Genomic DNA, 23,155 nt, shown 5'->3' with positions numbered 1-23,155 from the left:
CAGCCGCGATGAGCAGTGTCCCAGCCCCGACTCCGGTCGGGGCTTGTCACTCTCAGGGTATGATCCACCTCGATCCCGGTCGGGGTTTGTCACTGTCAGGGAACCGTTATGATTCGTTTTGACAAGGTCAGCAAGGTATACAGCGGTGGCCATCAGGCGCTGCAGAAGGTCAGTTTCCACCTGCGCAAGGGGGAGATGGCCTTCCTGACCGGCCATTCGGGGGCGGGCAAGAGCACCCTCCTGAAACTCATCAGCGTGATGGAGCGACCGACCGATGGCCGCGTCTTCTTCCACGGCGATGACGTCAGCCATATCCAGCGCAGCCAGATCCCCTATGTGCGCCGCCAGATCGGCATGATCTTCCAGGATCACCGGCTGCTGATGGACCGCACCGTGTTCGACAACGTGGCCCTGCCCCTGGTGATCGATGGCTACAGCCATGCCGACATCAACAAGCGGGTGGCGGCGGCGCTGGACAAGGTGGGCCTGCTCGGCAAGGAGCGCTACCAGCCGCGCATGCTCTCCGGCGGTGAGCAGCAGCGGGTCGGCATCGCCCGCGCCATCGTCAACAAGCCGCCCCTGCTGCTGGCGGACGAGCCGACCGGCAACCTGGATCCCCAGCTCTCCATGGACATCATGCGCCTGTTCGAGGAGTTCAACCGCTTCGGGGTCTCGGTGCTGATTGCCACCCATGATCTGGGGCTGATCGCCCGCATGCGCTATCGCACCCTGACCCTCAAGGCGGGGCGCATGTATTCGTCCGGGGAGGAACTCTGATGGCTATCGTTCGTCATAAACAGCCGCCGCTGTGCCGTCTGATGATGGTCATGTGGATGGATCAGGTCGCGGATATTCGACACGGGGGAGAGTGCTGATGGCTATCGTTCGTCATAAACAGCCGCCGTTGCGTCGTTTGATGATGTATGGCGTGGATCACGTGCGTCAGGCCTTTGCCAGCCTGGGGGAGCTGTGGCGCAATCCGCTCGCCTCCCTGATGACCCTGGCGGTGCTCGGCGTGAGCCTGGCGCTGCCTTCCTGCTTCCATGTGCTGCTGAAAAACGCCGAGGTGGTGGAGGGGAGCTGGCAGACCAGTTCCCAGATCTCCCTCTATCTGCGCAAGGATCTGCCGGAGCAGAGCATCCTCGACATGCAGCAGCGGATCCTGCTCTACCCCGAGGTGGAGTCCGTCACCTATATGAACCGGGACGAGGCGCTCAGGGAGTTCCGCGAGATCTCCGGTTTCGGCGATGCCCTGGATTATCTCGACAGCAACCCGCTGCCGCCGGTGCTGAGCGTGATCCCGGATCCGCGCTGGCAGAATCCGGAAGGGGCCGCCGAGCTGCTCGCCAAGCTGGAGAACGAACCCGGCATCGAGCAGGGCAAGCTGGATCTGCAGTGGCTGACCCGGTTGCAGGGGATCATGAACCTGCTGCGTCACACCATCACCGGCATCGCCGTGCTGCTGCTCTCCGCCGTGCTGCTGATCGTCGGCAACACGCTCAGGCTGAATATTCTCAACCAGCGCTCCGAGATCGAAGTGCTCAAGCTGGTGGGGGCGACCGATGCCTTCATCCATCGCCCCTTCCTCTATACCGGCATCTGGTTCGGTGTCATTGGCGGCATGCTGGCCTGGTGGCTGACCGAGGTGATGGTGATCTGGAGCGAGGGGGTGGTGAAGGAGCTGGCGGGGCTGTACAACAGCAACTTCCGGCTGGTGGGGATGGGGGCGTTCGACGGCTTCAACCTCATACTACTGGGGGCCTTGCTGGGGCTGATCGCCTCCTGGTTTTCGGTCCATCGCCACATTCGCGACATCGAGCCTTCCTGATTGATTTACCAGCAACGCAAACCACTGGATTTTGCGAACTGGATCAAGTAAAAGAGTGGCCCGTTTCTGGCACGGGCCACTTTCTCAGAGTAATCTGAATGGTATCCGTGCAGAGGATCATTATGTGGATCCTCTGAACCTTTTGATTTATCAACGGTCTATTTACTGCAACAGAATGAATACGGGTATGGCCCCTATGCCTTGCTCGTCTGACTTGGCAAGCATGTGAAGGTTGCGAGCTCCGCAACAATGGACTTAGCATGCTACTTTTCAGGGGTCCTTCACTGTGACCCCTTTTTTTTGACCGTTCATTTATGATTCATGCCGTCAGCCTAAGATAGGCCGGGTTCATGCTGGGGTTATGTTTGATTCAGCCCGCAGAATGATACCTGGTCGGTAGACACGCCTTCTCAGGGTGTTAGACTGATTCGATTGAAAAGTAAGAGGTAGAACATGGGAACTTCATTGCAGCGCACTATGGCTCTGATTCCGCAAGGTAGTCTGGAAGGCTATATCCAGGCAGTCAACTCGATCCCTGTGCTGAGCGCAGAGGAAGAGCGCGAACTGGCGATGCGTTTGCAGCAGGATGGCGATCTCGAGGCTGCCCGTCAGCTGGTCATGTCGCACCTGCGCTTTGTCGTTCACGTGGCCAAGAGCTACTCCGGCTATGGCCTGCCTCAGGCCGATCTGGTGCAGGAAGGCAACATCGGCCTGATGAAAGCCGTCAAGCGCTTCGACCCCAGCGTGGGCGTGCGTCTGGTCTCCTTCGCCGTGCACTGGATCAAGGCCGAGATCCATGAATATGTGTTGCGCAACTGGCGCATGGTCAAGGTGGCGACCACCAAGGCCCAGCGCAAGCTGTTCTTCAACCTGCGCAAGTCCAAGAAGCGCCTGGGCTGGCTGAACCACGAAGAGGTACAGGCCGTGGCCGCCGACCTCGGGGTCTCCGCCGCCGACGTCACCGAGATGGAAGCGCGCATGAGCAACTACGACCAGGCCTTCGATCTGGTGGGTGACGACGAGGACGAGGGCGGCTTCGCCCCGGTGCACTACCTGGAAGACAAGTCTTCCGATCTGGCCGCCACCATAGAGAACGACAACTGGGACAACCACGCCACCCGTCGTCTGAGCGCGGCGCTCGCCACCCTGGATGAGCGCAGCCAGCACATCATCCGTGCCCGCTGGCTGGATGAGGAGAGCAAGACCACCTTGCAGGAGCTGGCCGACAACTATGGCGTTTCCGCCGAGCGCGTGCGTCAGCTTGAGAAAAACGCCCTCAAGAAGCTGAAAGACGCCATGGATGCCTGAGGGCCTCCAACACGAGACAGGGCCTGATGGCCCTGTTTTTGTTTCACGGGGATCTGGTCGGCCTTGCCTTGGTTACCCTTGTGTATGTTATGTTGCCGCCACTGCCACAGTTAGGGAGAGCAGAAGTGAAACTGTTGAACGACCTGTTTACCAATAACCGCGAGTGGGCGGAGCGGATCAAGGCCGAGGATCCCAATTTCTTCGCTACCCTGTCCGCCCAGCAGGCCCCGGAGTACCTCTGGATCGGCTGCTCCGATAGCCGGGTACCCGCCAACCAGCTGATGGGACTGCTGCCGGGGGATGTCTTCGTCCACCGCAACGTCGCCAACCTGGTGGTACACACCGATTTCAACTGCCTCTCCGTGCTGCAATACGCGGTGGAGGTGCTCAAGGTGAAACACATCATCGTCTGCGGCCACTACGGCTGCGGCGGCGTCAAGGCGGCGATGCAGAACCAGGAGCTGGGCCTCATCGACAACTGGCTGCGCAACATCAAGGACGTCTACTTCAAGTACGGCGAAGAGCTTGAGGCCATCGAGGATGAGCACGAGCGCTTCGACTACCTGTGCGAGCTGAACGTGGCCGAGCAGGTGGCGAACGTCTGCCACACCACCATCATCCAGAATGCCTGGCGCAAGGGGCAGGAGCTGGCGGTGCACGGCTGGATCTACGGCATCAAGGACGGTCTGCTGCACGATCTCGATCTCTGCATCAGCGGTCCGGACCAGATCCCGGACGTCTATCGCGCCTGGCCGGACATGCGTCCGCCCCACCGCCGTCGCTGAGGCGCCGCTTGGTGGCCCCCGCCCTCTACCTTCAGATCAAGCAGCACATCCTGGACGGGATCCGCGAACGCCACTACCAGGCGGGGGACAGGATCCCTACCGAGGCCGCCCTGTGCGCGCAGTTCGCCGTGAGCCGGATGACGGTGAACAAGGCGCTGCGTGAGCTGGTGGCCGAGGGCTGGCTGGTGCGCAGCGCCGGCGCCGGCAGCTTCGTGGCGGACAGGCGTACCGAGTCGCCGCTCCTGGCCATTCGCAACATAGCCGACGAGATCGCCGAGCGGGGCAGCCATTACAGCGCCCGGGTGATCCGCCTGCAACGCCAGGCCGCCGACGAGAAGGTGGCGGTGCGCCTCGGCTTGCGGGTCGGGGCGCCCACCTTTCACAGCCTCATCGTCCATCAGGCCGATGGGGAGCCGCTGCAGCTGGAGGAGCGCTTCGTCGATGCCGAGCGCCTGCCGGAATACGGCGAGCAGGATTTCACGAGGCAGACGCCGAACAGCTATCTGATGGAGGTCTGCCCCCTCTCCGAGATGGAGCACGTGGTGGAGGCGGTGCTGCCGAGTGCCGGCGAGGCCGGGTTGCTACAGGTGCGGGTCGATACCCCCTGCCTGCTGCTGCACCGGCGCACCTGGTCGGACGGCTACCTGGTCTCCTATGCCCGCCTGCTCTCGCCGGGCTCCCGCTACAAGTTGAGCTCCAAGACCCGATTGGCTTGATTGTATATACATACAAGGCATTTGAAAGCCCACCTTCTGGTGGGCTTTTTTGTGCCTAAACTCTAATAAAGCCGCTGTTATCAAGATGTGAACTGGATCCTTTCTTTCTCTCCAGAGATCGGCTATAAAATATTGTATATACATTTAGAGGTCGGTATGAACAAGGAACTGTTGAACTGCGAGCGGGTCTGGCTCAACGTGACGCCCGCCACCCTGCGCCCCGATCTGGCGGACTACGGCCTGCTGGAGCCTCACGCCCTCGGCGTTCACGACGGTAGGATCCACGCCCTGGTCCCCATGCAGGATCTCAAGGGGCCCCATCCCGCCCACTGGCGCGACATGAAGGGCAGGCTGGTGACCCCAGGCCTCATCGACTGCCACACCCACCTCGTCTTCGCCGGCAGCCGGGCCGAGGAGTTCGAGCTGCGCCAGAAAGGGGTGCCCTATGCGGAGATCGCCCGCAGGGGGGGCGGCATCCTCTCCACCGTGCGCGCCACCCGCGCGGCCAGCGAGGATCAGCTCTATGAGCTGGCGCTGCCTCGGATCAGGTCCCTGATCCGGGAAGGGGTCACCACGGTGGAGATCAAGTCCGGCTATGGCCTCACCCTGGCGGACGAGCTCAAGATGCTGCGAGTCGCCCGCCGGCTGGGGGAGGCGCTGCCGATCCGGGTCAAGACCACCCTGCTGGCGGCCCATGCTGTGCCACCGGAGTATCGGGACGATCCCGACTCCTGGGTCGAGACCATCTGCCAGGAGATCATCCCGGCCGCCGCCGAGGCGGGTCTGGCGGATGCGGTGGACGTCTTCTGCGAACACATCGGCTTTTCCCTCGCCCAGACCGAGCAGGTCTATCTGGCGGCGGATCAGTACAACCTCGCGGTGAAGGGGCACATGGATCAGCTCTCCAATCTGGGGGGCAGCACGCTGGCCGCCAATTTCGGCGCCCTCTCGGTGGATCACCTGGAGTATCTGGATCAGGAGGGAATACAGGCGCTGGCCCACCGCGGCGTGGTCGCCACCCTGCTGCCCACCGCCTTCTATTTCCTGAAGGAGACCAAGTTGCCACCTGTCGAGGCCCTGCGCCGCGCCGGGGTGCCCATGGCGGTCTCTTCCGACATCAACCCGGGCACGGCCCCCATCGTCTCCCTGCGCATGGCCATGAACATGGCCTGCACCCTGTTCGGCCTGACCCCGGTGGAGGCCATGACCGGGGTGACCCGCCATGCCGCCAAAGCGCTCGGCGAGCAGGAACATCTGGGGCAGTTGAGAGTGGGCATGCAGGCGGATTTCCTTATCTGGAGCTGCGCGCACCCCTCCGAAATCAGCTACCTGGTCGGCGTCGATCAGCTGGTCAGCCGGGTATTCAACGGTGAGGAGACGCACCATGGATAAGTTCAACCCGGTCGACATGTCGGTCTGGCAGGGGCGCCAGGATCCGGAAGATGGTGAACTGGCCCTGCGCTGGCACGACAAGGTTCTGCCTTGGCAAGAGGCGCAGTCCTGTCAAGCCGGCAGCGAGCCTGGCGTGGTGCTGCTCGGCTTCGCCTGTGACGAGGGGGTTCGCCGCAACAAGGGCCGGGTGGGCGCCGCCGGTGCGCCCCAGGCCATCCGCAAGCTGCTGGCCAACACCGCCTGGCACCTGGGCCGACCCGTCCATGACGGCGGCGACGTGCACTGCGACGACGGGGATCTCGATGCCGCCCACGGCCGGCTGGCCGAGCGGGTCGCCCGTGCGCTGGACCAGGGGCACTTCCCCCTGGTGCTGGGGGGCGGCCACGAGGTGGCCTTCGGCAGCTGGAGCGGCCTCAACCGTCATCTGGCTGGCAAGGGCAAGGTCGGCATCATCAATTTCGACGCCCACTTCGACCTGCGCATGAAACAGGAGCAGGCGAGCTCGGGCACCCCCTTCTTCCAGATCGCCGAGCAGTGCGCCGCCCAGGGCACGTCCTTTACCTATGCCTGCCTCGGGGTGGCCGAGACCGCCAACACCGCGGCGCTCTTTGCCCGCGCCGAGGCGCTGGGAGTCTGGCACGTGCTGGACGAAGCGATGACGCCGGCCGAGCTGCCGGTGCTGCTGGCGGGACTGGATGCCTTCATCGCCCGCTGTGACCACCTCTATCTGACCATAGATCTGGACGTGTTGCCCGCCGCCGTGATGCCGGGGGTGAGCGCCCCCGCCGCCCGCGGCGTGGAGCTGGCGGTCATCGAACCCCTGATCGCCCATATCCGGGCCAGCGGCAAGCTCAGGCTCGCCGATCTGGCCGAGTACAACCCGAACCTGGATCAGGACAACCGCAGCGCCCGCGTGGCCGCGCGCCTGGTTCACCAGTTGACCAAGTAGTGGCGCACCGCGCCGCCTGACCGTATCGCTAAACAAGGAGTGTCTATGTCTGTACAACACCAGGATCCCCGTCATGACCCGAGCCGCGTGATCCGCGCCTCCCGCGGCACCGAGCTGACCGCCAAGAGCTGGCTCACCGAGGCGCCCCTGCGGATGCTGATGAACAACCTGGATCCGGAAGTGGCCGAGCATCCCCAGTCCCTGGTGGTGTACGGCGGCATCGGCCGCGCCGCCCGCAACTGGGCCTGCTACGACAAGATCGTCGAGGTGCTGACCCGCCTCGAGGACGACCAGACCCTGCTGGTGCAATCCGGCAAGCCGGTCGGCGTATTCCAGACCCACAAGGACGCCCCGCGCGTGCTGATCGCCAACTCCAACCTGGTGCCGCACTGGGCCAACTGGGAGCACTTCAACGAGCTCGATAAAAAGGGCCTGATGATGTACGGCCAGATGACCGCCGGCTCCTGGATCTACATAGGTACCCAGGGGATAGTGCAGGGCACCTACGAGACCTTCTTCGCGGTGGCGAACCAGCACTTCGACGGCAAGCCTGCGGGCCGCTGGATCCTGACTGGGGGTCTCGGCGGCATGGGCGGTGCCCAGCCGCTGGCCGCTACTATGGCCGGCTTCTCGATGATCGCAGTGGAGTGCGACGAGACCCGCATCGACTTCCGTCTGCGTACCCGCTACGTCGACAAGAAGGCCCACAGTCTGGATGAGGCGCTGGCCATGATCGAGGAAGCCAAGCAGAGCGGCACCGCCGTCTCCGTCGGCCTGCTCGGCAACGCCGCCGACGTCTTCGCCGAGCTGGTGGCCCGCGGCATCACGCCGGACGTGGTGACCGACCAGACTTCCGCCCATGACCCGGTGCACGGCTACCTGCCCCAGGGCTGGAGCCTGGCCCAGTGGCGCGAGCTGCAAAAGAGCGCGCCGCAAGAGGTCAACGTGGCGGCTCGCCGCTCCATGGCCCGCCAGGTCGAAGCCATGCTGACCCTGCAGGCCCGCGGCGCCGCCACCCTGGACTACGGCAACAACATCCGCCAGATGGCGCTGGAAGAGGGGGTTAAGAATGCCTTCGACTTCCCCGGCTTCGTGCCGGCCTACATCCGCCCGCTGTTCTGCGAGGGGATCGGCCCGTTCCGCTGGGTGGCGCTCTCCGGCGATCCGGAAGACATCTACAAGACCGACCAGAAGGTGAAAGAGCTGATCCCGGACGATCCCCACCTGCACAACTGGCTCGACATGGCCCGCGAGCGCATCGCCTTCCAGGGCCTGCCGGCGCGGATCTGCTGGGTCGGGGTCAAGGATCGGGTGCGCCTCGGCCTGGCCTTCAACGAGATGGTGAAGAACGGCGAGCTGAAGGCACCGGTCGTCATCGGTCGCGACCACCTGGACTCCGGCTCGGTGGCGAGCCCGAACCGCGAAACCGAATCCATGATGGATGGCTCGGATGCCGTCTCCGACTGGCCGCTGCTCAACGCCCTGCTCAACACCGCCGGCGGCGCGACCTGGGTCTCCCTGCACCACGGCGGCGGGGTCGGCATGGGCTTCTCCCAGCACTCCGGCGTGGTGATCGTCTGTGACGGCAGCGACGACGCCGCCAAGCGGGTCGGCCGCGTGCTGCGCAACGATCCGGGTACCGGGGTGATGCGTCACGCCGATGCCGGTTACGAAATTGCCATCAACTGTGCCGTTGATGCGAAACTGGATCTGCCGATGCTGGATACAGCTGGCAAGGGAGCGAAATAAGATGTTTGAACTCAATCTGTTGCCGGGCGAGCTGACCCTCGCCACCCTGCGCCGCGTCAGCCGCGAGCCGGTGCATATCAGCCTAGACTCGTCCGCCCTGGCGGGGATCCACGCCTCCGCCGCCGTGGTCTCCAAGGTGATCGAACAGAACCGCGTGGTGTACGGCATCAACACCGGCTTTGGCCTGCTGGCCAACACCCGGATCCCGGTGGAGCAACTGGACGAGCTGCAGCGTTCCATCGTGCTCTCCCACGCGGCAGGGATTGGCGAGTACATGGATGACGCCACCGTACGGCTGATGATGGTGCTCAAGGTCAACTCCTTGGCCCGCGGCTTCTCCGGCATCCGGCTGGTGGTGCTCGAGGCCCTGATGCGGCTCATCAACGCCGAGGTGTACCCCGTGGTGCCGAAGAAGGGGTCCGTCGGTGCCTCCGGCGATCTGGCGCCCCTGGCCCATATGAGCTGCCTGCTGATAGGTGAAGGCAAGGCCCGTCACAAGGGCGAGCTGATCGACGCCGCCACTGCCCTCAAGATTGCAGGCCTGGCGCCCATCGCCCTGGCGCCGAAAGAGGGGCTGGCGCTGCTCAACGGCACCCAGGCGAGCACGGCGTTTGCGCTGGAAGGGCTGTTCCACGCCGAGGATCTCTACGCCGGCGCCATCACCATAGGTGCCATGAGCGTGGAGGCGGCGCTTGGCAGCCGCCGACCCTTCGACGCCCGCATCCATGCGGTGCGCGGTCAGCGTGGCCAGATCGATGCGGCCGCCTGCTACCGCCACCTGCTGGTGGATGGCAGCGAGATCGGGATGTCCCACCACAACTGCGAGAAGGTGCAGGATCCCTACTCCCTGCGCTGCCAGCCGCAGGTGATGGGCGCCTGTCTGACCCAGATCCGCCAGGCGGCCGAGGTGCTGGTGTGCGAGGCCAACGCGGTCTCCGACAACCCCCTGGTGTTTGCCGAGGATGAAGACATCCTCTCCGGCGGCAACTTCCACGCAGAACCCGTGGCCTTCGCCGCCGACAACCTGGCGCTGGCCATCGCCGAGATAGGCTCGCTCTCCGAGCGGCGCATGGCGCTGCTGATCGACTCGCGGATGTCCGGTCTGCCGGCCTTCCTGGTGAACAACGGCGGCGTCAACTCCGGCTTCATGATCGCCCAGGTCACCTCGGCGGCGCTCGCCTCCGAGAACAAGACGCTCGCCCATCCGGCCTCGGTGGACAGCCTGCCCACCTCCGCGAACCAGGAGGATCACGTCTCCATGGCCACCTTCGCCGGCCGCCGGCTGGCAGACATGGCCGAGAACACCCGCGGCATCCTGGCGGTGGAGCTGCTGGCGGCGGCCCAGGGGCTGGATTTCCGCGCGCCGCTGCGCAGCACCGAGCTTATCGAGCTGGCCAAGGGCCGGCTGCGGGAAGAGGTCAGCTTCTACGACAAGGACAGGTACTTCGCGCCGGACATCGAGGCGGCCGCCGCCCTGCTGGGCCGTGCCAGCTACAACGACCTGATCCCGGCCGGGACCTTGCCCAGCCTCTGAATCGGAGCCTGAGCAAACCATAAAAAAGACCGCCCATGGGGCGGTCTTTTCATTTCTGGCCTTTGGAAACAGTTTCCCCTGTGTGGCCATCGGGAGAGGGTAGAGTTAGCGGCAGGCGCTCTTATCCATGCTCGAACATCAGGAACAGGTGGGCCGTGAAGGGCACCATGACGAGTTGGCGCCTTCAACCATGTTCGAACATCAGGAACAGATAGACGACAAACAGCACAAGATGGGTGGCGCCGTGCAGGGCGTGGGTGCGGCCGCTGCTGAAGGTCACTTTACAGACCATGAGCGTGGTGATGAGCAGCACCATGTCGGCGGCAGAGAGGCCCAGGCGCACCTCCTGCCCCACCAGGGCGCCGATGAAGAGCACGGAGGGGACGGTGAGGGCGATGGTCGCCAGCACGGAGCCGAAGTAGAGATTCATGGCCCGCTGCAGCTGGTTGTTGAAGGCCGCCTTGATGGCGCCGACCGCCTCAGGTGCGAGAACGATACAGGCGACGATAAAGCCCCCCAGGGCCGCCGGGGCCTCCATGACGTGCACCCCGTGGTTGATGGGGATGGCGAGCGTCTTGGCCAGCAGGATCACCACCACCAGGTAGGCGATCAGCAACAGGGTGTGGTAGACGTTGCTCTGCAGCGGGCCGTGATGATCCTCGTGATCCTCGTGATCGCCGTCGACGAAGAAGTGGCTGTGGCTGCGGGTCTGGATCAGCAGGAAGACGCCGTAGAGCAGGATCGAGACGATGATCAGCATCCAGGACATGGCCTTGGACAGCCCCCCCAGGGAGCCGCCCTGGGTGAAGTTCGGCAGCACCAGGCAGAGCAGGGCCAGGGGAATGATGGCAACCAGATAGGATTTCACCCCGTCCAGGTTGAAGTTCTGGGTGTGATAGCGCCAGCCGCCGAACAGCAGGGTGAAGCCCACCAGGCCGTTGGTGACCAGCATCACCACGGCGAACATGGTGTCGCGGGCCATGGTGGGGTTGGGCTCGCCGGTCAGCATGACGGAGGAGATCATCACCACTTCCAGGGAGATGACCGACAGGGTCAGGATCAGGGTGCCAAAAGGCTCGCCAAGCTTGATGGCCAGGGCGTCGGAATGACGCACCACGGAGAAGATGGCCCAGGTGACGACGGCGAGCAGGGCCAGCGACACCGGCAGGTAGACCGCAAGGGGGGTTGCCTCCGTCAACAGGTCGCTGCCGAGGGTCTTGAAGAAGATCAGGGTCAGCAGGCCGGCGGGCAGGGCAATCTCTTGGCGGATAAAGGACTTCATAGGCAGTGGTTCTCATCTCGGGGCGGCGGTGGCCGACGGGGTGTGGAGCAACTTGACGGCGTCACCGGGGTGACGAACCCGTTGATGATATAGGGTGTTGTCCACTCGAGGGAAAATCATTTTTGTGGCAAGAGGTGAGGGATCCGGCCAGTCAGACCGGATCCTATACCGGTTAGGCTGTGCCCGGGTTGTTCTGCCGCCAGTCCAGCAGCCAGATCCTCAGCTTGCCGAGGGGCATGGGCCTGGCATAGACATAGCCCTGGATCAGATGGACGCCATGCTGGCTCAGATAGTCGACCTGGGCCTGGGTCTCGACCCCCTCGGCGATCATCTCCATGTCCGACTTGAGGCCGAAGGCGATGATGGCTTCCAGCAGGTTGCGCTTGGGATCGTCCGTGCCTATGGTGTCGACGAACATCTTGTCGATCTTGATCTGGCGGATGCCGAGGCGCTGCAGGTAGGCGAAGCCGCCGTAGCCGGTGCCGAAATCGTCCAGCTTGAAGTGATACCCCTTCTCCTGCAGGGTGGCGATCTCCCCCATGGCCGCCTGGATGTCGGTGATGGGCTCACGCTCCGTGAGCTCGAAGGTGAGCCTGTCCGGAGAGGGCCAGCCATGGCGCTGCAACTGGCCGCTCAGATGGGGCTGCTCTATGTGGGCGGCCACCAGGTTGACACTGACCCACTGGGTCGGCGCCAGACTGGGGAGATCGGCGATGACCTGCTCCAGCAGTTGATCCGTCATGGGCAGGATCAGGTCCTGCTCTTCCGCATAGGCGATGAAGGTGCCTGGCGGCACCATGTTCCGCCCCCGCTGCCAGCGCAGCAGGGCCTCGAAGCCAACCACCTCCCGGGTGCGGCTGTCCACCACGGGCTGGTAGAAGGGGATGAACTCCCGCCGTGCCAGCCCGGCCTGCAGCAACCCCTTGAGGGAGCGCCGGTAGTTGCGCAGCCCCCAGTAGATGGCCACCAGCAGACCCCCCAGGGCACCGCCATACCAGAGGCCGTAGTGGCGAGCCTGCATGCTTGCATGGCGCTGTAGCGCCTTGCCCGCCCACAGGGTCTGCCTGATCTGCTTGCCGGGATCCAGGAAGCTCAGGCTCTGGCTGGCGGCTTCCTGCTTGATGGTGCTGTCCCCGCGAGGAAAGATGGGATTCACCTCGCCGGGTTCCAGCTGGCTGAACTCGAGATAGAAGCAGTCGGCACAAGGGGTTTTCAGCAGGTCATGGCTCCAGCTGTTGCTCAGCACCCAGTAGGCGATATTGCCGCCGGCCCTGTAGTAGGCAACCAGCTCCTGCTCGGTGTGGAAGCTGGCCTGGGTGGCGATGATCCCGAACTGATCGCCAGCGGGGTAGGGGGGCATGTCGGCGGAGTGGAAGGGCAACGTCTGTCCCAGGCTGGAGCAGCCGCTGCCGGAGGCGAGGATGAGCCCCTGTATGCGAAGATGCTTGCTGTAAAAATGGGGACCGCGCAGCAGCGCCATGTCCTGGGGGCCGCAATCGAAACGAAAGCGAGCCAGCTGGAGGCGAATGCCCTGATCCAGTTCGCGGTGGCGTTCGAGCAGCGCCTCTTCTATCTCCCGGCCTTTCTGTGTCAGCAGCTGGCGGGCGAGGGGGCGCTCCAGCAGGTGCCCGAGGGGCAAGGCCAGCAGCGGTGGCAGGCAGAGCAACAGCAGACTGATCCAGAGAGGGGATGTTCGTCGCAAGAGATACCTGTCCGGTGGACGCATGGGATGCAAATGGATTGCAACATCATAGCATTAGCTGCATCGATTTGAGTCGGGTCGGTCACACTTGGAACAAAAATGGTAATCCCTTGATAAACAACCAATATGACAAATTGATTGATGAAGATTCAATCGCTGACCTGTCATAAATGACAATTGTCCAGCTTATCTGAAATGGCTAGAGTAGCGGTGCGGTTTGACTCACCGTGTGTTCAATACTCCTGTATCTATTTTTGTCAGTAGCACAGAGTGTTAGTTTTGATATGAGTGTTTCTTTTGGTCCCCGTGCGGGACCATTTTTCTGTCCGTCTCCCCCGGGTGTTGCCCCTCCTCCAGTTTTCCGTTCCGACGGCCTGCCGGCCAGAGTCTGACGCCCCCGTCCGCTTATTTGCAGAAGCGGGATCTTCATCCATAGGCGGGCTTTGGCCAAGGCTGATACCATGAGGCCCTATGGATGCTGTCGGCTATGGAAAGGCACATGAAACTGACCACTCAACTCGTCTCCTTTATTACCCTGTGCGTGATCGCGGCCATGGCCATGGTGATGCTGGGCGGGGTCTTCAGTTTCCGCCAGATGGGCATGGAGCTGCAGCAGAACCGGGTCGATTCCCTGGTGGAGATCATCGACAAGCAGCTGGGGGTGACCGATGACCAGCAGGCCCTTGCCCGCTGGCTGCCCTCCCTGCTGCGGGCCTCCCACGTGGTCGAACTGGAGATCCGCCAGGACAAGCAGCGGGTCTACTGGTTTCGCGACGTGCAGCAGCAGACCGACGAGAGCCTGCTGATCCCCTACAGCAAGGCGATCCCCAATCAGGCCGGCATGCGGGCCGACTTCAAGCTGGACAGGCCGTTCAAGGAGTTCGAGTACTCCATGCGGGCCATGTTTGGCATCTCCCTCGGCGTCTTCATCGTGGTGTTCGGGCTCTGGTACTCCATTCGCTGGCTGCGCCAGCAGTTGCGCGGTGCCGAACTGCTGGCGGAACGGGCCCAGCTGATCCTGGATGGCAAGCTCACCAAGCTGGCCCATGATCCGGCAGAGGAGTGGCCGGCCCCGGCCAGCCAGGCCCTCGACTATCTGCTGGCCGAGCTGGCGGACGCCCGCAAGGAGCGCAGCCGGTTCGACAACTTCATCCGCAGCAACGCCTTCGTCGACAAGACGACGGGCATCGGCAACCGCCTCTTCTTCGACAACCGGCTGGAGAGCGCCATCATGGAGGCGAGCGTGATCAGCGGCGGGGTGCTGCTGATCGAGCTGGCCGGGCTGGAGGAGCTGGATCCCGAGTTGAGCAGTCGCCCGAGCCAGGAGCTGCTGATGGAGGCGAGCGCCTCCATCGGTGCCTTCGTGCGCAAGCACAGCGGCGCCCTGCAGGCCCGCTATGCGGGCCAAGTATTTGCCGTGCTGCTGCCCAACATGTCCGAGAGCGAGATGGTGGACGGGGCCAGCCAGCTGCTCAAGAGCCTGCAGCGCCTGCACTGGCCCGAGGCGGTCAATGTGGAGACGGCCGTCTACCTGGGGGCCGTCTGCTACCAGGCCGAGGACTCCCTGCTCAAGGTGCAGGAGGAGGCCGAGCTGGCGCTCAAGAGCGCACGCCTGCAGGGCCACAGCGGATGGTTCCTGTTCGAGAAGTCCCTCAACGACGAGGCGAGCAGCAAGGGGACGGTGCGCTGGCGCACCCTGATCAGCCGTCGCATCGAGGAGCGGGGGATCTCCTTCTATCTGCAGCCGGTGCAGCAGGAGCGGGATCAGGTGGTGCTGCAGCAGGAGCTGCTGATCCGCATCCACGACGAACAGGGCAGGGAGCTGCAGGCGGGGGTCTTCATGCCCATGGCGGAGAAGGCCGGGCTGCTGCTGCCGCTGGACCGGCTGGTGGTCGCCAGCACCCTGCGCCTGCTGCGGCAGCGGCCGGCGTCGAGCTGCCCCGTCAGTCTCTCCCTCAGCGCCCAGAACCTGCTCAACCGGGAGTTCCAGCGCGAGCTCTTCTTCGATCTGTTCCAGCTGCCGCGCAGCACCAACGAGGGGCTGATCCTGCAGCTGTCGGAATCCCAGGTGACCCGCCACTACGAGGCCCTCAAGCGGCCGCTGCGGGCGCTGCGCATGCTGGGCTGCCAGCTGGCCATCGATCACGCGGGTCAGGACGTGGTGAGCACCCAGTACATCAAGGAGTTCGAGATCCACTTCCTCAAGCTGCACCCCAGCCTGGTGCGGGAGATCCACCTGCGCCAGGTCAACCAGATGGCGGTGCGCAGCCTGGTGGGCGGCTGTGCCAACACCCAGACCCGGGTGATAGCGGTGGGGGTGGAGAGCGGGGACGAGTGGAAGATGCTGCGCCACCTCGGGGTGCACGCGGGGCAGGGCCCCTGGTTCGCCGAGCCCGAACCGTTCACCATGCCCACCTGACTGTGGCGCCGGCAGGGCGATGAAGCGCCCTTTGGCGCGACCGGCCGTGGCGGGCGGTCCTAGAGACGGCCCTGCTCCCGCAAGCCCGCCAGCCCCTGCATGCCGCCGGTGTGGATGAAGACCACCTCGCTGCCGCGGGGAATGCGGCCGGCGTCCAGCTCCCGAAACAGCCCCCACATCGCCTTGCCGCTGTAGATGGGCTCGAGCGGCAGCCCGGTCTGGGCGCTGAAGTCCTGCACCCATTGCCAGAGCGCCTGGCTGAACCTGGCGTAGCCGCCGTCGTGGTGATCCAGGGCGATGTGCCATCCCTGGGTGGTGGCCGCCGCCGGATGAAGCCGGCATACCTCGTCATGGAGGAAGCCTCCCCCCTTGAGCACGGCGATGGCCAGGATCCGCTCCCGCTCCCGTTTGCCCGCGATGAGCCCCGCCAGGGTACCGCCGCTGGCGCAGGGCAGCACCCAGAGATCCGGCGAGAAGGGCAGTTCGGTCACCAGCTCGGCCACCCCGGGGATGGCGAGCGGGCTGCTGCCCCCCTCCGGCACTATCAGGGTGTCTTCATCCTCGAACCTGGCCAGCCAGTCGGGATCCTGGCGTCGCCGGTAGCTCTGGCGGTCCACGAAAACGAGATCCATGCCCCAGCCTCTGGCCGCACTCAGGGTCGCGTTGCTGACGGTGGCGGCTTCACCGCGTATGATGCCCGTGGTGCGCAGCCCCAATCTGAACCCAGCCGCCGCCAGGGCGTGGATGTGATTGGAGTAGGCGCCGCCAAACGACAGTATGTGCGTCTTGCCCTGTGACCTGGCCCGTTCCAGGTGGTATTTGAGCTTGCGCCACTTGTTGCCGGAGAGGGTCGGGTGGATCAGGTCGTCCCGCTTGCACCAGAGCCTGACGTCCCTGGCATCCAGCAGCGGGTGGTGGATCCTGTGCAGGGGGGAGGGGAGACTGAGGGGGGCCAGCGGGTCGTCTGCGGGGGGCGTCGGCCCGGCCTTTGGAGCATTGTCTGTCATAAAATTGGAGGCTAATCGCCTGTTTATGTTAAGGTTTAATCCGTTTCATGCCGTCAGGTGCAGATCCAGATGAGGTCATTTTTCAGACGTTCGTCCCCCAGCCATCAGGTCGGACTCCTGCTGGCCAGCGATCGCATCCTGCTGGCCAGCACGGGGCCCGCGCCCGTGTTCACCAGCCGCGCCGTCAATGGGCCTCACGAGTGGTCCAGGGCCCTGGCAGAGCTGTTTTCCCAGCATGGGTTGGCCAAGTCTAAGGTGCGGGTGGCCCTGGCCGCCAGCCTTTATCAGCAGATCCAGATCGACAAGCCCGCCGTGCCCGATGCCGAGATGGCGGGGGCCCTGCCCTGGGCCGTCAAGGACTTCGTCACCGACCCCGTGCTGCAGCTCGCCATGGATTACGTGGATCTGCCGACCCCCCCTGCGGGCCGCCCGAGGATCAACGTGATCTGCGTGCCGAAGAGTCGGATACAGCAGGTGGCGGATGCGGTCAACGGCGTGGCCACCCTGGCCGCCATCGTCAGCGACGAGCTGGCCATGACGGCCCTCTACGAGGAGGATCAGGCGGTCCGCATGCTGCTCTGGCAACCCAGGGGACAGGAGCTGCAACTGCTGGTCTTCCATCGGGGCGGCCTCTGCTTCTCACGCCAGCTGCGCGGCTTTGCCTCCCTCACCGGTCCCCGTGAGCCCGAAGACGAGCTGCTCGACGCGCTGGCGCTGGAGCTTCAGCGCTCCATCGACTATCTGGCCGGCCATCTCAAGCTGCCGGAGCCGGGCCAGTTGCAGCTCGCCATCGCCTCCTCCGCCATGGGGCTGCTGGTCCGCCACCTGGAGCAGGCCTTCGGCTTCCCGGTGTCGGCCATGGCCAACAAGGCGGTGCTGGCCGGGGTGGAGTACCTCAGTGCCTATGGCGCCGCCCTGGGCAGGAGCGAATGATGAAACACCATATCAACCTCTATGGCGCCGAGTTCAGACCCAGGCGCCTGTGGGCCAGCCTCCCCCAGATGAGCCTGGTCTGGGGCGGCGTGCTGCTGTTGTTGCTGGCGGCCACCCTCTTCTATGGCTGGCAACAGCAGGGCCTGGACCGTGAATTGGCTGGCGTGCGGGCACAGCTCGACGTGCAGCGCGCTGAGGCCAGGCGGCTGGATGCCGAGCTGGCCCGTCATCAGGCGGATGCCGGGTTGCAGCAGCAACTGGTCGACAAGCGGGAGGAGCTGGGCGCCAAGCAGGCGCTGATGCAGCAGCTTGGCAGCCTCTCCCTGCAAAAATCCCGGGGCTATGCGGGCGTGATGGCGGATCTCGCGCGCCTGCGGGATGCCCGCCTCTCCCTGCAGCGGATCGAGATAAGCGACGGGCGGATCAATCTCTCCGGGGTGGCCGAACGCAGCCAGGACGTGCCCGCCTGGGTGAATCGCTTCAAGCAGACCCCGACCCTGGCGGGGGCGCAGTTTGGCGAGCTCACCCTGAGTCGGGACAAGGAGGGCCGGCTGGCCTTCCAGCTCAGTGGCATAGCGCGGGAGGCCCCCTGATGGAGATGAAGGCACAGTGGCAGGGGTGGGCGACCCGGATCGCCGCCCTCAGCCTGCGGGAGCGGATCCTGATCCTGCTGACGGGGGTCATCCTGCTGGGGGCCCTCGGCGTCTATGGCTGGCTGGAGGCCGCCGATACCCGCCTGAACCAGGATCGCCAGGCTCTGATGGCGGCGCAGCGGGATCTGGAGATCCTGACCCTGGAGAACCAGGGCAAGCAGGCCCGGCTGGGGCGGGATCCCAACGCCCGGGTGCGCGAGCAGCTGGCCGGCGTGCAGGCGTCCCTCGACCAGCTGGATGGGCAGTTGCTGGCCCAGACGGTGGATCTGATCCCGGCCCGGGAGATGCCGGCGGTGCTGGAGGCCCTGTTGTCTCGCTCCGCCAACCTGCATATGCTGGCGCTGACCTCCCTCAAGCCCGAGCCGCTGATGGCCGGCGAGCAGCGCGTCAACCTGTTCAGGCACGGGATCCGGCTCCAGCTGGAGGGGGGCTATTTCGATGTCTACCAGTACCTGAAGGCGCTGGAGGCCCTGCCCCGTCACTTCTACTGGAAGGGTTTCGACTACAGGGTGGTCGAGCACCCCAAGGCGGCGGTGGCGATGGAGATCTACACCCTCAGCACCAGCAAGGAGTTTATCCGTGGTTAAGCGGCATATCGGCGGGACGGGATCCCGCGCCCTCCCGTCCTGGCGCTGGCTGGCCCTGTGGGGCTGTCTGCTGGTCCCCCCGGCCCAGGCGGAGGTGCTGCAGGATCCCACGGCTCCCCTGGCCGGCACGGCGCCGGCGGCGAGCACGAGCAAGGGGGCCGGCCTGCCCCGCCTGCAGAGCGTGATCCTGGGCAACGGCCCGGCCCTGGCGGTGATCAACGGCCAGAGCTATCGGGTGGGCCAGCAGGTCAACGGCTTCCGGCTGGTGGCCATCGGCGCCGATTCCGTGGTGCTGGAGAAGGCGGGCAAGCGCCAGACACTGACCCTGTTTGGCAGCAAGATCCGGATGTGAGTCGGTACCGTGAAGGATGTCACGGGCCAGGTTTGTCGAGTTTCATTGCGAGTCAGGTGCACGAATAACATGAAAAAACACCCTTTTTGTCTGCTTCCCCTCGCGCTGGCGATGGCGGGTTGCACTACCTATCGCCATCCCGAGCCGGTGCAGGCGAAGGATGCGCTCAAGCAGGCCATGAGCGAGCAGACCCCGACCGCCCCCCTGACCACCCTGCCCCCCTCGGTGCAGAGCGAACTGCTGCAGCTCAATCGTCCCCAGCAGCCCCTGCCCGTCCCCGAGAAACGGATGCGCATCGCGGCCCATGACGTCGATGCGGTGGAGTTTTTCGGCTCCCTGTTCAAGGGCTCCCGTTACAGCGTCGCCGTCCATCCCGGGGTGGCGGGAGCCATCTCGGTGGAATTGAAAGACGTGACCCTGCAGGAGGCGCTGGCGACGGTCGGCGACATGTACGGCTTCGACGTGCAGCGAAAGGGCAATGTCTTCCACGTCTATCCGGCCGGTCTGCGCACCGAGACCATACCGGTCAACTACCTGATGATGGCTCGCCGCGGCCTCTCCCGTACCTCGGTGAGCACCGGCGGGGTGACCGCAAACGACAACAATAACAACGGCAATAACAACAACGTCGACAACGGCCTGAACAACGGCGGCAACAACAACTTCGACTCCTCCTCCAACGGTGACAGCAATGCCAACGGCAACGGCACCCGGATCGAGACGGACAGTAACAACGACTACTGGACCGATCTGCGGGACTCCCTGCAGACCCTGATCGGCAACGGCGAGGGGAGAGCCGTCATCACCAGTCCCCAGGCGGGTCTGGTCACGGTGCGGGCCTACCCGAAGGAGCTGAAGGCGGTGCGCGAGTTCCTGGATCAGTCCGGCGAGCATCTCAAGCGCCAGGTGGTGCTGGAGGCGCGGATCCTGGAGGTCTCCCTCAACGAGGGCTACGAGCAGGGGGTGGACTGGAGCGGCCTCTCCGCGAGCTGGGATGGCGGCAAGGGCATCACGGGGGGCGGCTCCCTGCTCGACAGCCCCATCGCCAATACCCCCAACCAGATCTTCCGGGCGCTGGGGGGCGGTGCCGGCTTCACCATTTCCGATGGCAACTTCAACGTGGCGGTCAGCCTGCTCAAGACCCAGGGGGACGTGAACACCCTGTCGAGCCCGCGCGTCACCGCCACCAACAACCAGAAGGCGGTGATCAAGGTGGGCACGGACGAGTACTTCGTGACCAATGCCTCGACCACCACCACCACCTCGGGCAACTCGGCCCCCATCGTCACCCCCAACGTGGAGCTGACCCCCTTCTTCTCGGGCATCGCCCTGGACGTGACCCCGCAGATCGACGAGGCCGGCCGGGTGCTGCTGCACATCCACCCCTCCGTCATCGACACCGAGGAGCAGAGCAAGACCATCAACGTCGGCACCGCCGATCCCCTGGTGCTGCCGCTCGCCAAGAGCTCCATCCGCGAGTCGGATACCGTGGTGCAGGCCAACAACGGCGACATCGTCGTCATCGGCGGCCTGATGAAGACCGACAAGCAGGAGATCGTCAGCAAGGTGCCCCTGCTCGGGGACATTCCCTGGGTCGGCGAGGCCTTCACCAACCGCCGCGAGAGCAACCGCAAGGTGGAGCTGGTGATCATGCTCAAGCCGACCGTGGTGGAGAAGGATACCTGGCAGCAGGAGCTGCAACGCTCCTCCGAGCTGCTCGACAAATGGTACCCGCCCAAGGGCTAAACCATGATGTGCACCCCCATAGCGTCAGCGCCATCTCGCCGGCCTCTTGCCGCCGCAGCCCCCAATATTGGCGCTGACGGGGCCGGGGAGGGGAGATGTATCTGAGCCATTTCGGCCTGCGGGAGCCCCCCTTCGGCCTGACCCCGAACACCGGCTTCTATTACGGCCTGCCCCCCCACGAGGAGGCGATGCAGGTGCTCAACTGGGCGCTGGCACAGGGGGAGGGCTTCATCAAGGTGACCGGCGAGGTGGGCACCGGCAAGACCCTGCTGTGCCGCAAGCTGCTGAGCGAGCTGGGCTCGGAGGCGCGTCCGGTGCGCCTGGCCTGGCTGCCCAATCCCCATCTCACCCCGGGGGAGCTGCGCACCGCCCTGGCCCTGGAGCTGGGGCTGACGCTGCAGGGAGAGGGCGAGCTGGATCTCACGGATCGCATCCACCGCCACCTCATCGCCCTGCACCAGCAGGGGAGCCGGGTGGTGGTGCTGATCGACGAGGCGCAGGCCCTGCCCGACGAGACCCTGGAGGCGATCCGGCTGTTCGGCAACCTGGAGACGGAGTCCTGCAAGCTGCTGCAAATCGTGCTGTTCGGCCAGCCCGAGCTGGATGCGCGGCTGGGGCAACCCCGCCTGCGCCAGCTGCGCCAGCGCATCGGCTTCTCCTACCGCCTGCGGCCGCTGCGGCTCGACGAGACCCGGGCCTATCTGGAATACCGGCTGCAGGTCTCCGGCTACCGCGGGGCTGCGCTGTTCGAGGGGCGGGCCCTGCGCCGCCTGTGGCGGGCGTCCCGGGGCATCCCCCGGCTCATCAACCTGTTGGCCCAGAAGTGCCTGATGCTGGCCTATGGCCGCGGTGTGCGGCGGATCGACAGCGCCCTGGTCCGGCTCGCCATCCGCGATACCGAGGACGCCGGCGGCGGTCGTCTCACCTTCTGGTGGCCCCTGCTGCTGTTGCTGGGGGCCGCCCTGGCCTATGGAGTCTGGTCATGAGCGTGATCAATCAGATGCTCAAGGATCTGGAGCGGCGCCAGCCGGGATCCGAGGATGCCGCCGTCTACGTGGCGCCGGTGCGCCAGCAGGGCTGGTGGATGCTGGTGCTGACCCTGCTGTGCACCCTGGCCCTGGCGATCCTCGGCTGGCGTACCTGGATCTACTGGCAGCAGAGCCAGCGGGCCGCCCAGCCAACGGCGCGGGTCGTCGAATCTCCGGTCCAGGCATCGGCGTCTGCCGCCGTCACTCCGATCGTCTCGTCCGCCCTCCCTGCGATGGCGAGCACGGCAGTGCCCACCGCCTCCTCGGAGGGGGCGGCGAGCGTGCTGGCGGCGTCCCCCGCGAGGGTATCGAGCCCGGCTCAGACGCCGGTGCCCGCCGACGAGGCCCAACCGGCGTCCGGGGCCCAGGCCGACGAGACCCAGGCAGATGAGAACCAGGTGGACGAGGGGCTGGCGGACGAGGCGATCCCGAGCGACGAGGAGTTGCAGCCGGATCTCTATGCCGAGCTGGCCGCGGAGCAGGACGCCGAAGAGGCGCCTGCGGCCCCGCGCAAGCCCGGGATCCTGAAGATAGAGACGGTGGAACTCTCCGCGTCCGAACTGGCCGCCCTGGCTGAACGCAAGGCGACCACCGCCATGGCCAAAGGGCAGATGCAGGAGGCGCAGGACAGCTATTACGAGGTGCTGGCCCACGATCCGCACAACCAGGGGGCGCGCGAACAGCTGGCGGGCCTGCTCTACGGGGCGGGGCGGCTGGCCGAGGCGAGCCAGGTGCTGGAAGAGGGGCTGAGGCTGGATCCCGCCCAGGCCGATCTGCGCCTGCTGCTGGCCCGGGTGGCCATCGGCAGCGGAGAGAGGCAGAAGGCGCTGGACTGGCTCACCGGCTACCAGCCCGAGCTGGCCGGCAACCTGGACTACTACGCCACCTGGGCCGGACTCGCCCAGGAGCTGGGTCAGCCCGCCCGGGCGTCCGAGCTGTATGTCAGGCTGCTGCGCCAGCAGCCGGATCAGGGACGCTGGTGGCTCGGACTCGGCGTGGCCGAGGATGGTCAGGGCCACCGTCAGCGGGCGCTGGACGCCTATCGCAACGCCCAGCTGCACGGCAACCTGGGCGAGGCCTCGGCCCAGTGGCTGGAACAGCGGATCGCCCAGCTCAACCCCTAAGAACCCGCCATGGCCCGGCCGCGTCGGCGAACGCTGACCGGATGGGCCGCGGGTGTGAAGC

20 protein-coding genes are annotated in these 23,155 nt (G+C 65.1%); 17 read left to right on the top strand and 3 right to left on the bottom strand.

Annotation, left to right across the window (positions count from 1 at the left end; genetic code table 11):
* Positions 1–108 precede the first annotated feature (108 nt).
* The 9 genes from ftsE (at position 109) to hutH (ending at position 10,261) form a co-directional block, all read left to right on the top strand.
* A complete protein-coding gene (gene ftsE / locus R2B70_RS18510; RefSeq protein WP_042076158.1) occupies positions 109–777 on the top strand; it encodes a cell division ATP-binding protein FtsE in 669 nt (222 codons plus the stop codon).
* A 97-nt stretch (positions 778–874) separates the two neighbouring features.
* Entirely contained in the window at positions 875–1,828 is a 954-nt protein-coding gene (ftsX, locus tag R2B70_RS18505; RefSeq protein WP_209793796.1) for a permease-like cell division protein FtsX, read from the top strand.
* Between the two features lie 453 nt (positions 1,829–2,281).
* A complete protein-coding gene (rpoH, locus tag R2B70_RS18500; RefSeq protein WP_209793795.1) occupies positions 2,282–3,136 on the top strand; it encodes an RNA polymerase sigma factor RpoH in 855 nt (284 codons plus the stop codon).
* A 125-nt stretch (positions 3,137–3,261) separates the two neighbouring features.
* Entirely contained in the window at positions 3,262–3,921 is a 660-nt protein-coding gene (can, locus tag R2B70_RS18495; protein WP_042076162.1) for a carbonate dehydratase, read from the top strand.
* Positions 3,922–3,932: 11 nt separating this feature from the next.
* Positions 3,933–4,637, top strand: coding sequence for a histidine utilization repressor (gene hutC / locus R2B70_RS18490; protein WP_318162197.1), 705 nt, complete (start codon positions 3,933–3,935; stop codon positions 4,635–4,637).
* Between the two features lie 156 nt (positions 4,638–4,793).
* Positions 4,794–6,029, top strand: coding sequence for an imidazolonepropionase (hutI, locus tag R2B70_RS18485; RefSeq protein WP_318162196.1), 1,236 nt, complete (start codon positions 4,794–4,796; stop codon positions 6,027–6,029).
* The gene (gene hutG, locus R2B70_RS18480; protein WP_318162195.1) at positions 6,022–6,978 is read left to right on the top strand and encodes a formimidoylglutamase; all 957 of its coding nucleotides are present in this window, start codon (positions 6,022–6,024) and stop codon (positions 6,976–6,978) included. Before hutI ends, hutG begins: the two co-directional genes overlap by 8 nt.
* 45 nt (positions 6,979–7,023) lie before the next feature.
* Entirely contained in the window at positions 7,024–8,727 is a 1,704-nt protein-coding gene (hutU, locus tag R2B70_RS18475) for a urocanate hydratase (RefSeq protein ID WP_318162194.1), read from the top strand.
* A 1-nt stretch (position 8,728) separates the two neighbouring features.
* Positions 8,729–10,261 carry a histidine ammonia-lyase gene (gene hutH / locus R2B70_RS18470; RefSeq protein ID WP_318162193.1) on the top strand — a complete coding sequence of 511 codons (1,533 nt, stop codon included), beginning with the start codon at positions 8,729–8,731 and terminating at the stop codon, positions 10,259–10,261.
* Between the two features lie 184 nt (positions 10,262–10,445).
* On the opposite strand, the gene R2B70_RS18465 is transcribed toward hutH, so the two are convergent.
* Together R2B70_RS18465 and R2B70_RS18460 are read right to left on the bottom strand one after the other, a co-directional pair.
* Entirely contained in the window at positions 10,446–11,543 is a 1,098-nt protein-coding gene (locus R2B70_RS18465) for a calcium:proton antiporter (RefSeq protein WP_209793790.1), read from the bottom strand.
* 172 nt (positions 11,544–11,715) lie between these two features.
* Positions 11,716–13,245, bottom strand: coding sequence for an EAL domain-containing protein (locus tag R2B70_RS18460; protein WP_318162192.1), 1,530 nt, complete (start codon positions 13,243–13,245; stop codon positions 11,716–11,718).
* Positions 13,246–13,744: 499 nt separating this feature from the next.
* Here R2B70_RS18460 and R2B70_RS18455 point away from each other — a divergent pair, with 499 nt between their 5' ends.
* Positions 13,745–15,664 carry an EAL domain-containing protein gene (locus tag R2B70_RS18455; protein ID WP_209793788.1) on the top strand — a complete coding sequence of 640 codons (1,920 nt, stop codon included), beginning with the start codon at positions 13,745–13,747 and terminating at the stop codon, positions 15,662–15,664.
* A gap of 59 nt (positions 15,665–15,723) precedes the next feature.
* On the opposite strand, the gene R2B70_RS18450 is transcribed toward R2B70_RS18455, so the two are convergent.
* On the bottom strand, positions 15,724–16,671 hold the full coding sequence (locus R2B70_RS18450; protein ID WP_209793787.1) for a 1-aminocyclopropane-1-carboxylate deaminase/D-cysteine desulfhydrase: 948 nt from the start codon (positions 16,669–16,671) through the stop codon (positions 15,724–15,726).
* A 69-nt stretch (positions 16,672–16,740) separates the two neighbouring features.
* Between R2B70_RS18450 and R2B70_RS18445 the strand changes: the two genes are divergently transcribed.
* From R2B70_RS18445 to R2B70_RS18415, 7 genes are all read left to right on the top strand, one after another.
* Positions 16,741–17,604 carry an MSHA biogenesis protein MshI gene (locus tag R2B70_RS18445; protein WP_318162191.1) on the top strand — a complete coding sequence of 288 codons (864 nt, stop codon included), beginning with the start codon at positions 16,741–16,743 and terminating at the stop codon, positions 17,602–17,604.
* Entirely contained in the window at positions 17,604–18,197 is a 594-nt protein-coding gene (locus tag R2B70_RS18440) for a PilN domain-containing protein (protein WP_318163379.1), read from the top strand. Before R2B70_RS18445 ends, R2B70_RS18440 begins: the two co-directional genes overlap by 1 nt.
* Positions 18,197–18,844, top strand: a complete 648-nt coding sequence (locus R2B70_RS18435) for an MSHA biogenesis protein MshJ (protein WP_318162190.1) — start codon at positions 18,197–18,199, stop codon at positions 18,842–18,844. The genes R2B70_RS18440 and R2B70_RS18435 overlap by 1 nt, the downstream gene beginning before the upstream one ends.
* Before the next feature lie 49 nt (positions 18,845–18,893).
* Positions 18,894–19,196, top strand: a complete 303-nt coding sequence (locus R2B70_RS18430; protein WP_318163378.1) for an MSHA biogenesis protein MshK — start codon at positions 18,894–18,896, stop codon at positions 19,194–19,196.
* Positions 19,197–19,265: 69 nt separating this feature from the next.
* Positions 19,266–20,942: a pilus (MSHA type) biogenesis protein MshL gene (gene mshL / locus R2B70_RS18425; protein ID WP_209793784.1), complete on the top strand. Its 1,677-nt coding sequence runs from the start codon at positions 19,266–19,268 to the stop codon at positions 20,940–20,942.
* 95 nt (positions 20,943–21,037) lie between these two features.
* On the top strand, positions 21,038–21,928 hold the full coding sequence (locus R2B70_RS18420; RefSeq protein ID WP_318162189.1) for an ExeA family protein: 891 nt from the start codon (positions 21,038–21,040) through the stop codon (positions 21,926–21,928).
* On the top strand, positions 21,925–23,094 hold the full coding sequence (locus R2B70_RS18415) for a tetratricopeptide repeat protein (protein ID WP_318162188.1): 1,170 nt from the start codon (positions 21,925–21,927) through the stop codon (positions 23,092–23,094). Before R2B70_RS18420 ends, R2B70_RS18415 begins: the two co-directional genes overlap by 4 nt.
* The last annotated feature ends 61 nt before the right edge of the window (positions 23,095–23,155 follow it).

The organism is Aeromonas sp. XH (assembly GCF_033348475.1).
Lineage (GTDB): Bacteria > Pseudomonadota > Gammaproteobacteria > Enterobacterales > Aeromonadaceae > Aeromonas > Aeromonas sanarellii.
This window is presented reverse-complemented; position numbering and strand designations above follow the sequence as displayed.

Excerpts from the sequence above, each read along its gene's own strand:
- mshL (WP_209793784.1), top strand. The coding sequence starts at position 19,266 with ATGAAAAAACACCCTTTTTGTCTGCTTCCCCTCGCGCTGGCGATGGCG.
- hutG (WP_318162195.1), top strand. The coding sequence starts at position 6,022 with ATGGATAAGTTCAACCCGGTCGACATGTCGGTCTGGCAGGGGCGCCAG.
- R2B70_RS18420 (WP_318162189.1), top strand. The coding sequence starts at position 21,038 with ATGTATCTGAGCCATTTCGGCCTGCGGGAGCCCCCCTTCGGCCTGACC.
- R2B70_RS18440 (WP_318163379.1), top strand. The coding sequence starts at position 17,604 with ATGAAACACCATATCAACCTCTATGGCGCCGAGTTCAGACCCAGGCGC.
- ftsE (WP_042076158.1), top strand. The coding sequence starts at position 109 with ATGATTCGTTTTGACAAGGTCAGCAAGGTATACAGCGGTGGCCATCAG.
- hutU (WP_318162194.1), top strand. The coding sequence starts at position 7,024 with ATGTCTGTACAACACCAGGATCCCCGTCATGACCCGAGCCGCGTGATC.
- R2B70_RS18435 (WP_318162190.1), top strand. The coding sequence starts at position 18,197 with ATGGAGATGAAGGCACAGTGGCAGGGGTGGGCGACCCGGATCGCCGCC.
- ftsX (WP_209793796.1), top strand. The coding sequence starts at position 875 with ATGGCTATCGTTCGTCATAAACAGCCGCCGTTGCGTCGTTTGATGATG.
- R2B70_RS18415 (WP_318162188.1), top strand. The coding sequence starts at position 21,925 with ATGAGCGTGATCAATCAGATGCTCAAGGATCTGGAGCGGCGCCAGCCG.
- R2B70_RS18445 (WP_318162191.1), top strand. The coding sequence starts at position 16,741 with ATGAGGTCATTTTTCAGACGTTCGTCCCCCAGCCATCAGGTCGGACTC.
- hutH (WP_318162193.1), top strand. The coding sequence starts at position 8,729 with ATGTTTGAACTCAATCTGTTGCCGGGCGAGCTGACCCTCGCCACCCTG.
- R2B70_RS18455 (WP_209793788.1), top strand. The coding sequence starts at position 13,745 with ATGAAACTGACCACTCAACTCGTCTCCTTTATTACCCTGTGCGTGATC.
- R2B70_RS18450 (WP_209793787.1), bottom strand. The coding sequence starts at position 16,671 with ATGACAGACAATGCTCCAAAGGCCGGGCCGACGCCCCCCGCAGACGAC.
- hutI (WP_318162196.1), top strand. The coding sequence starts at position 4,794 with ATGAACAAGGAACTGTTGAACTGCGAGCGGGTCTGGCTCAACGTGACG.
- rpoH (WP_209793795.1), top strand. The coding sequence starts at position 2,282 with ATGGGAACTTCATTGCAGCGCACTATGGCTCTGATTCCGCAAGGTAGT.
- R2B70_RS18465 (WP_209793790.1), bottom strand. The coding sequence starts at position 11,543 with ATGAAGTCCTTTATCCGCCAAGAGATTGCCCTGCCCGCCGGCCTGCTG.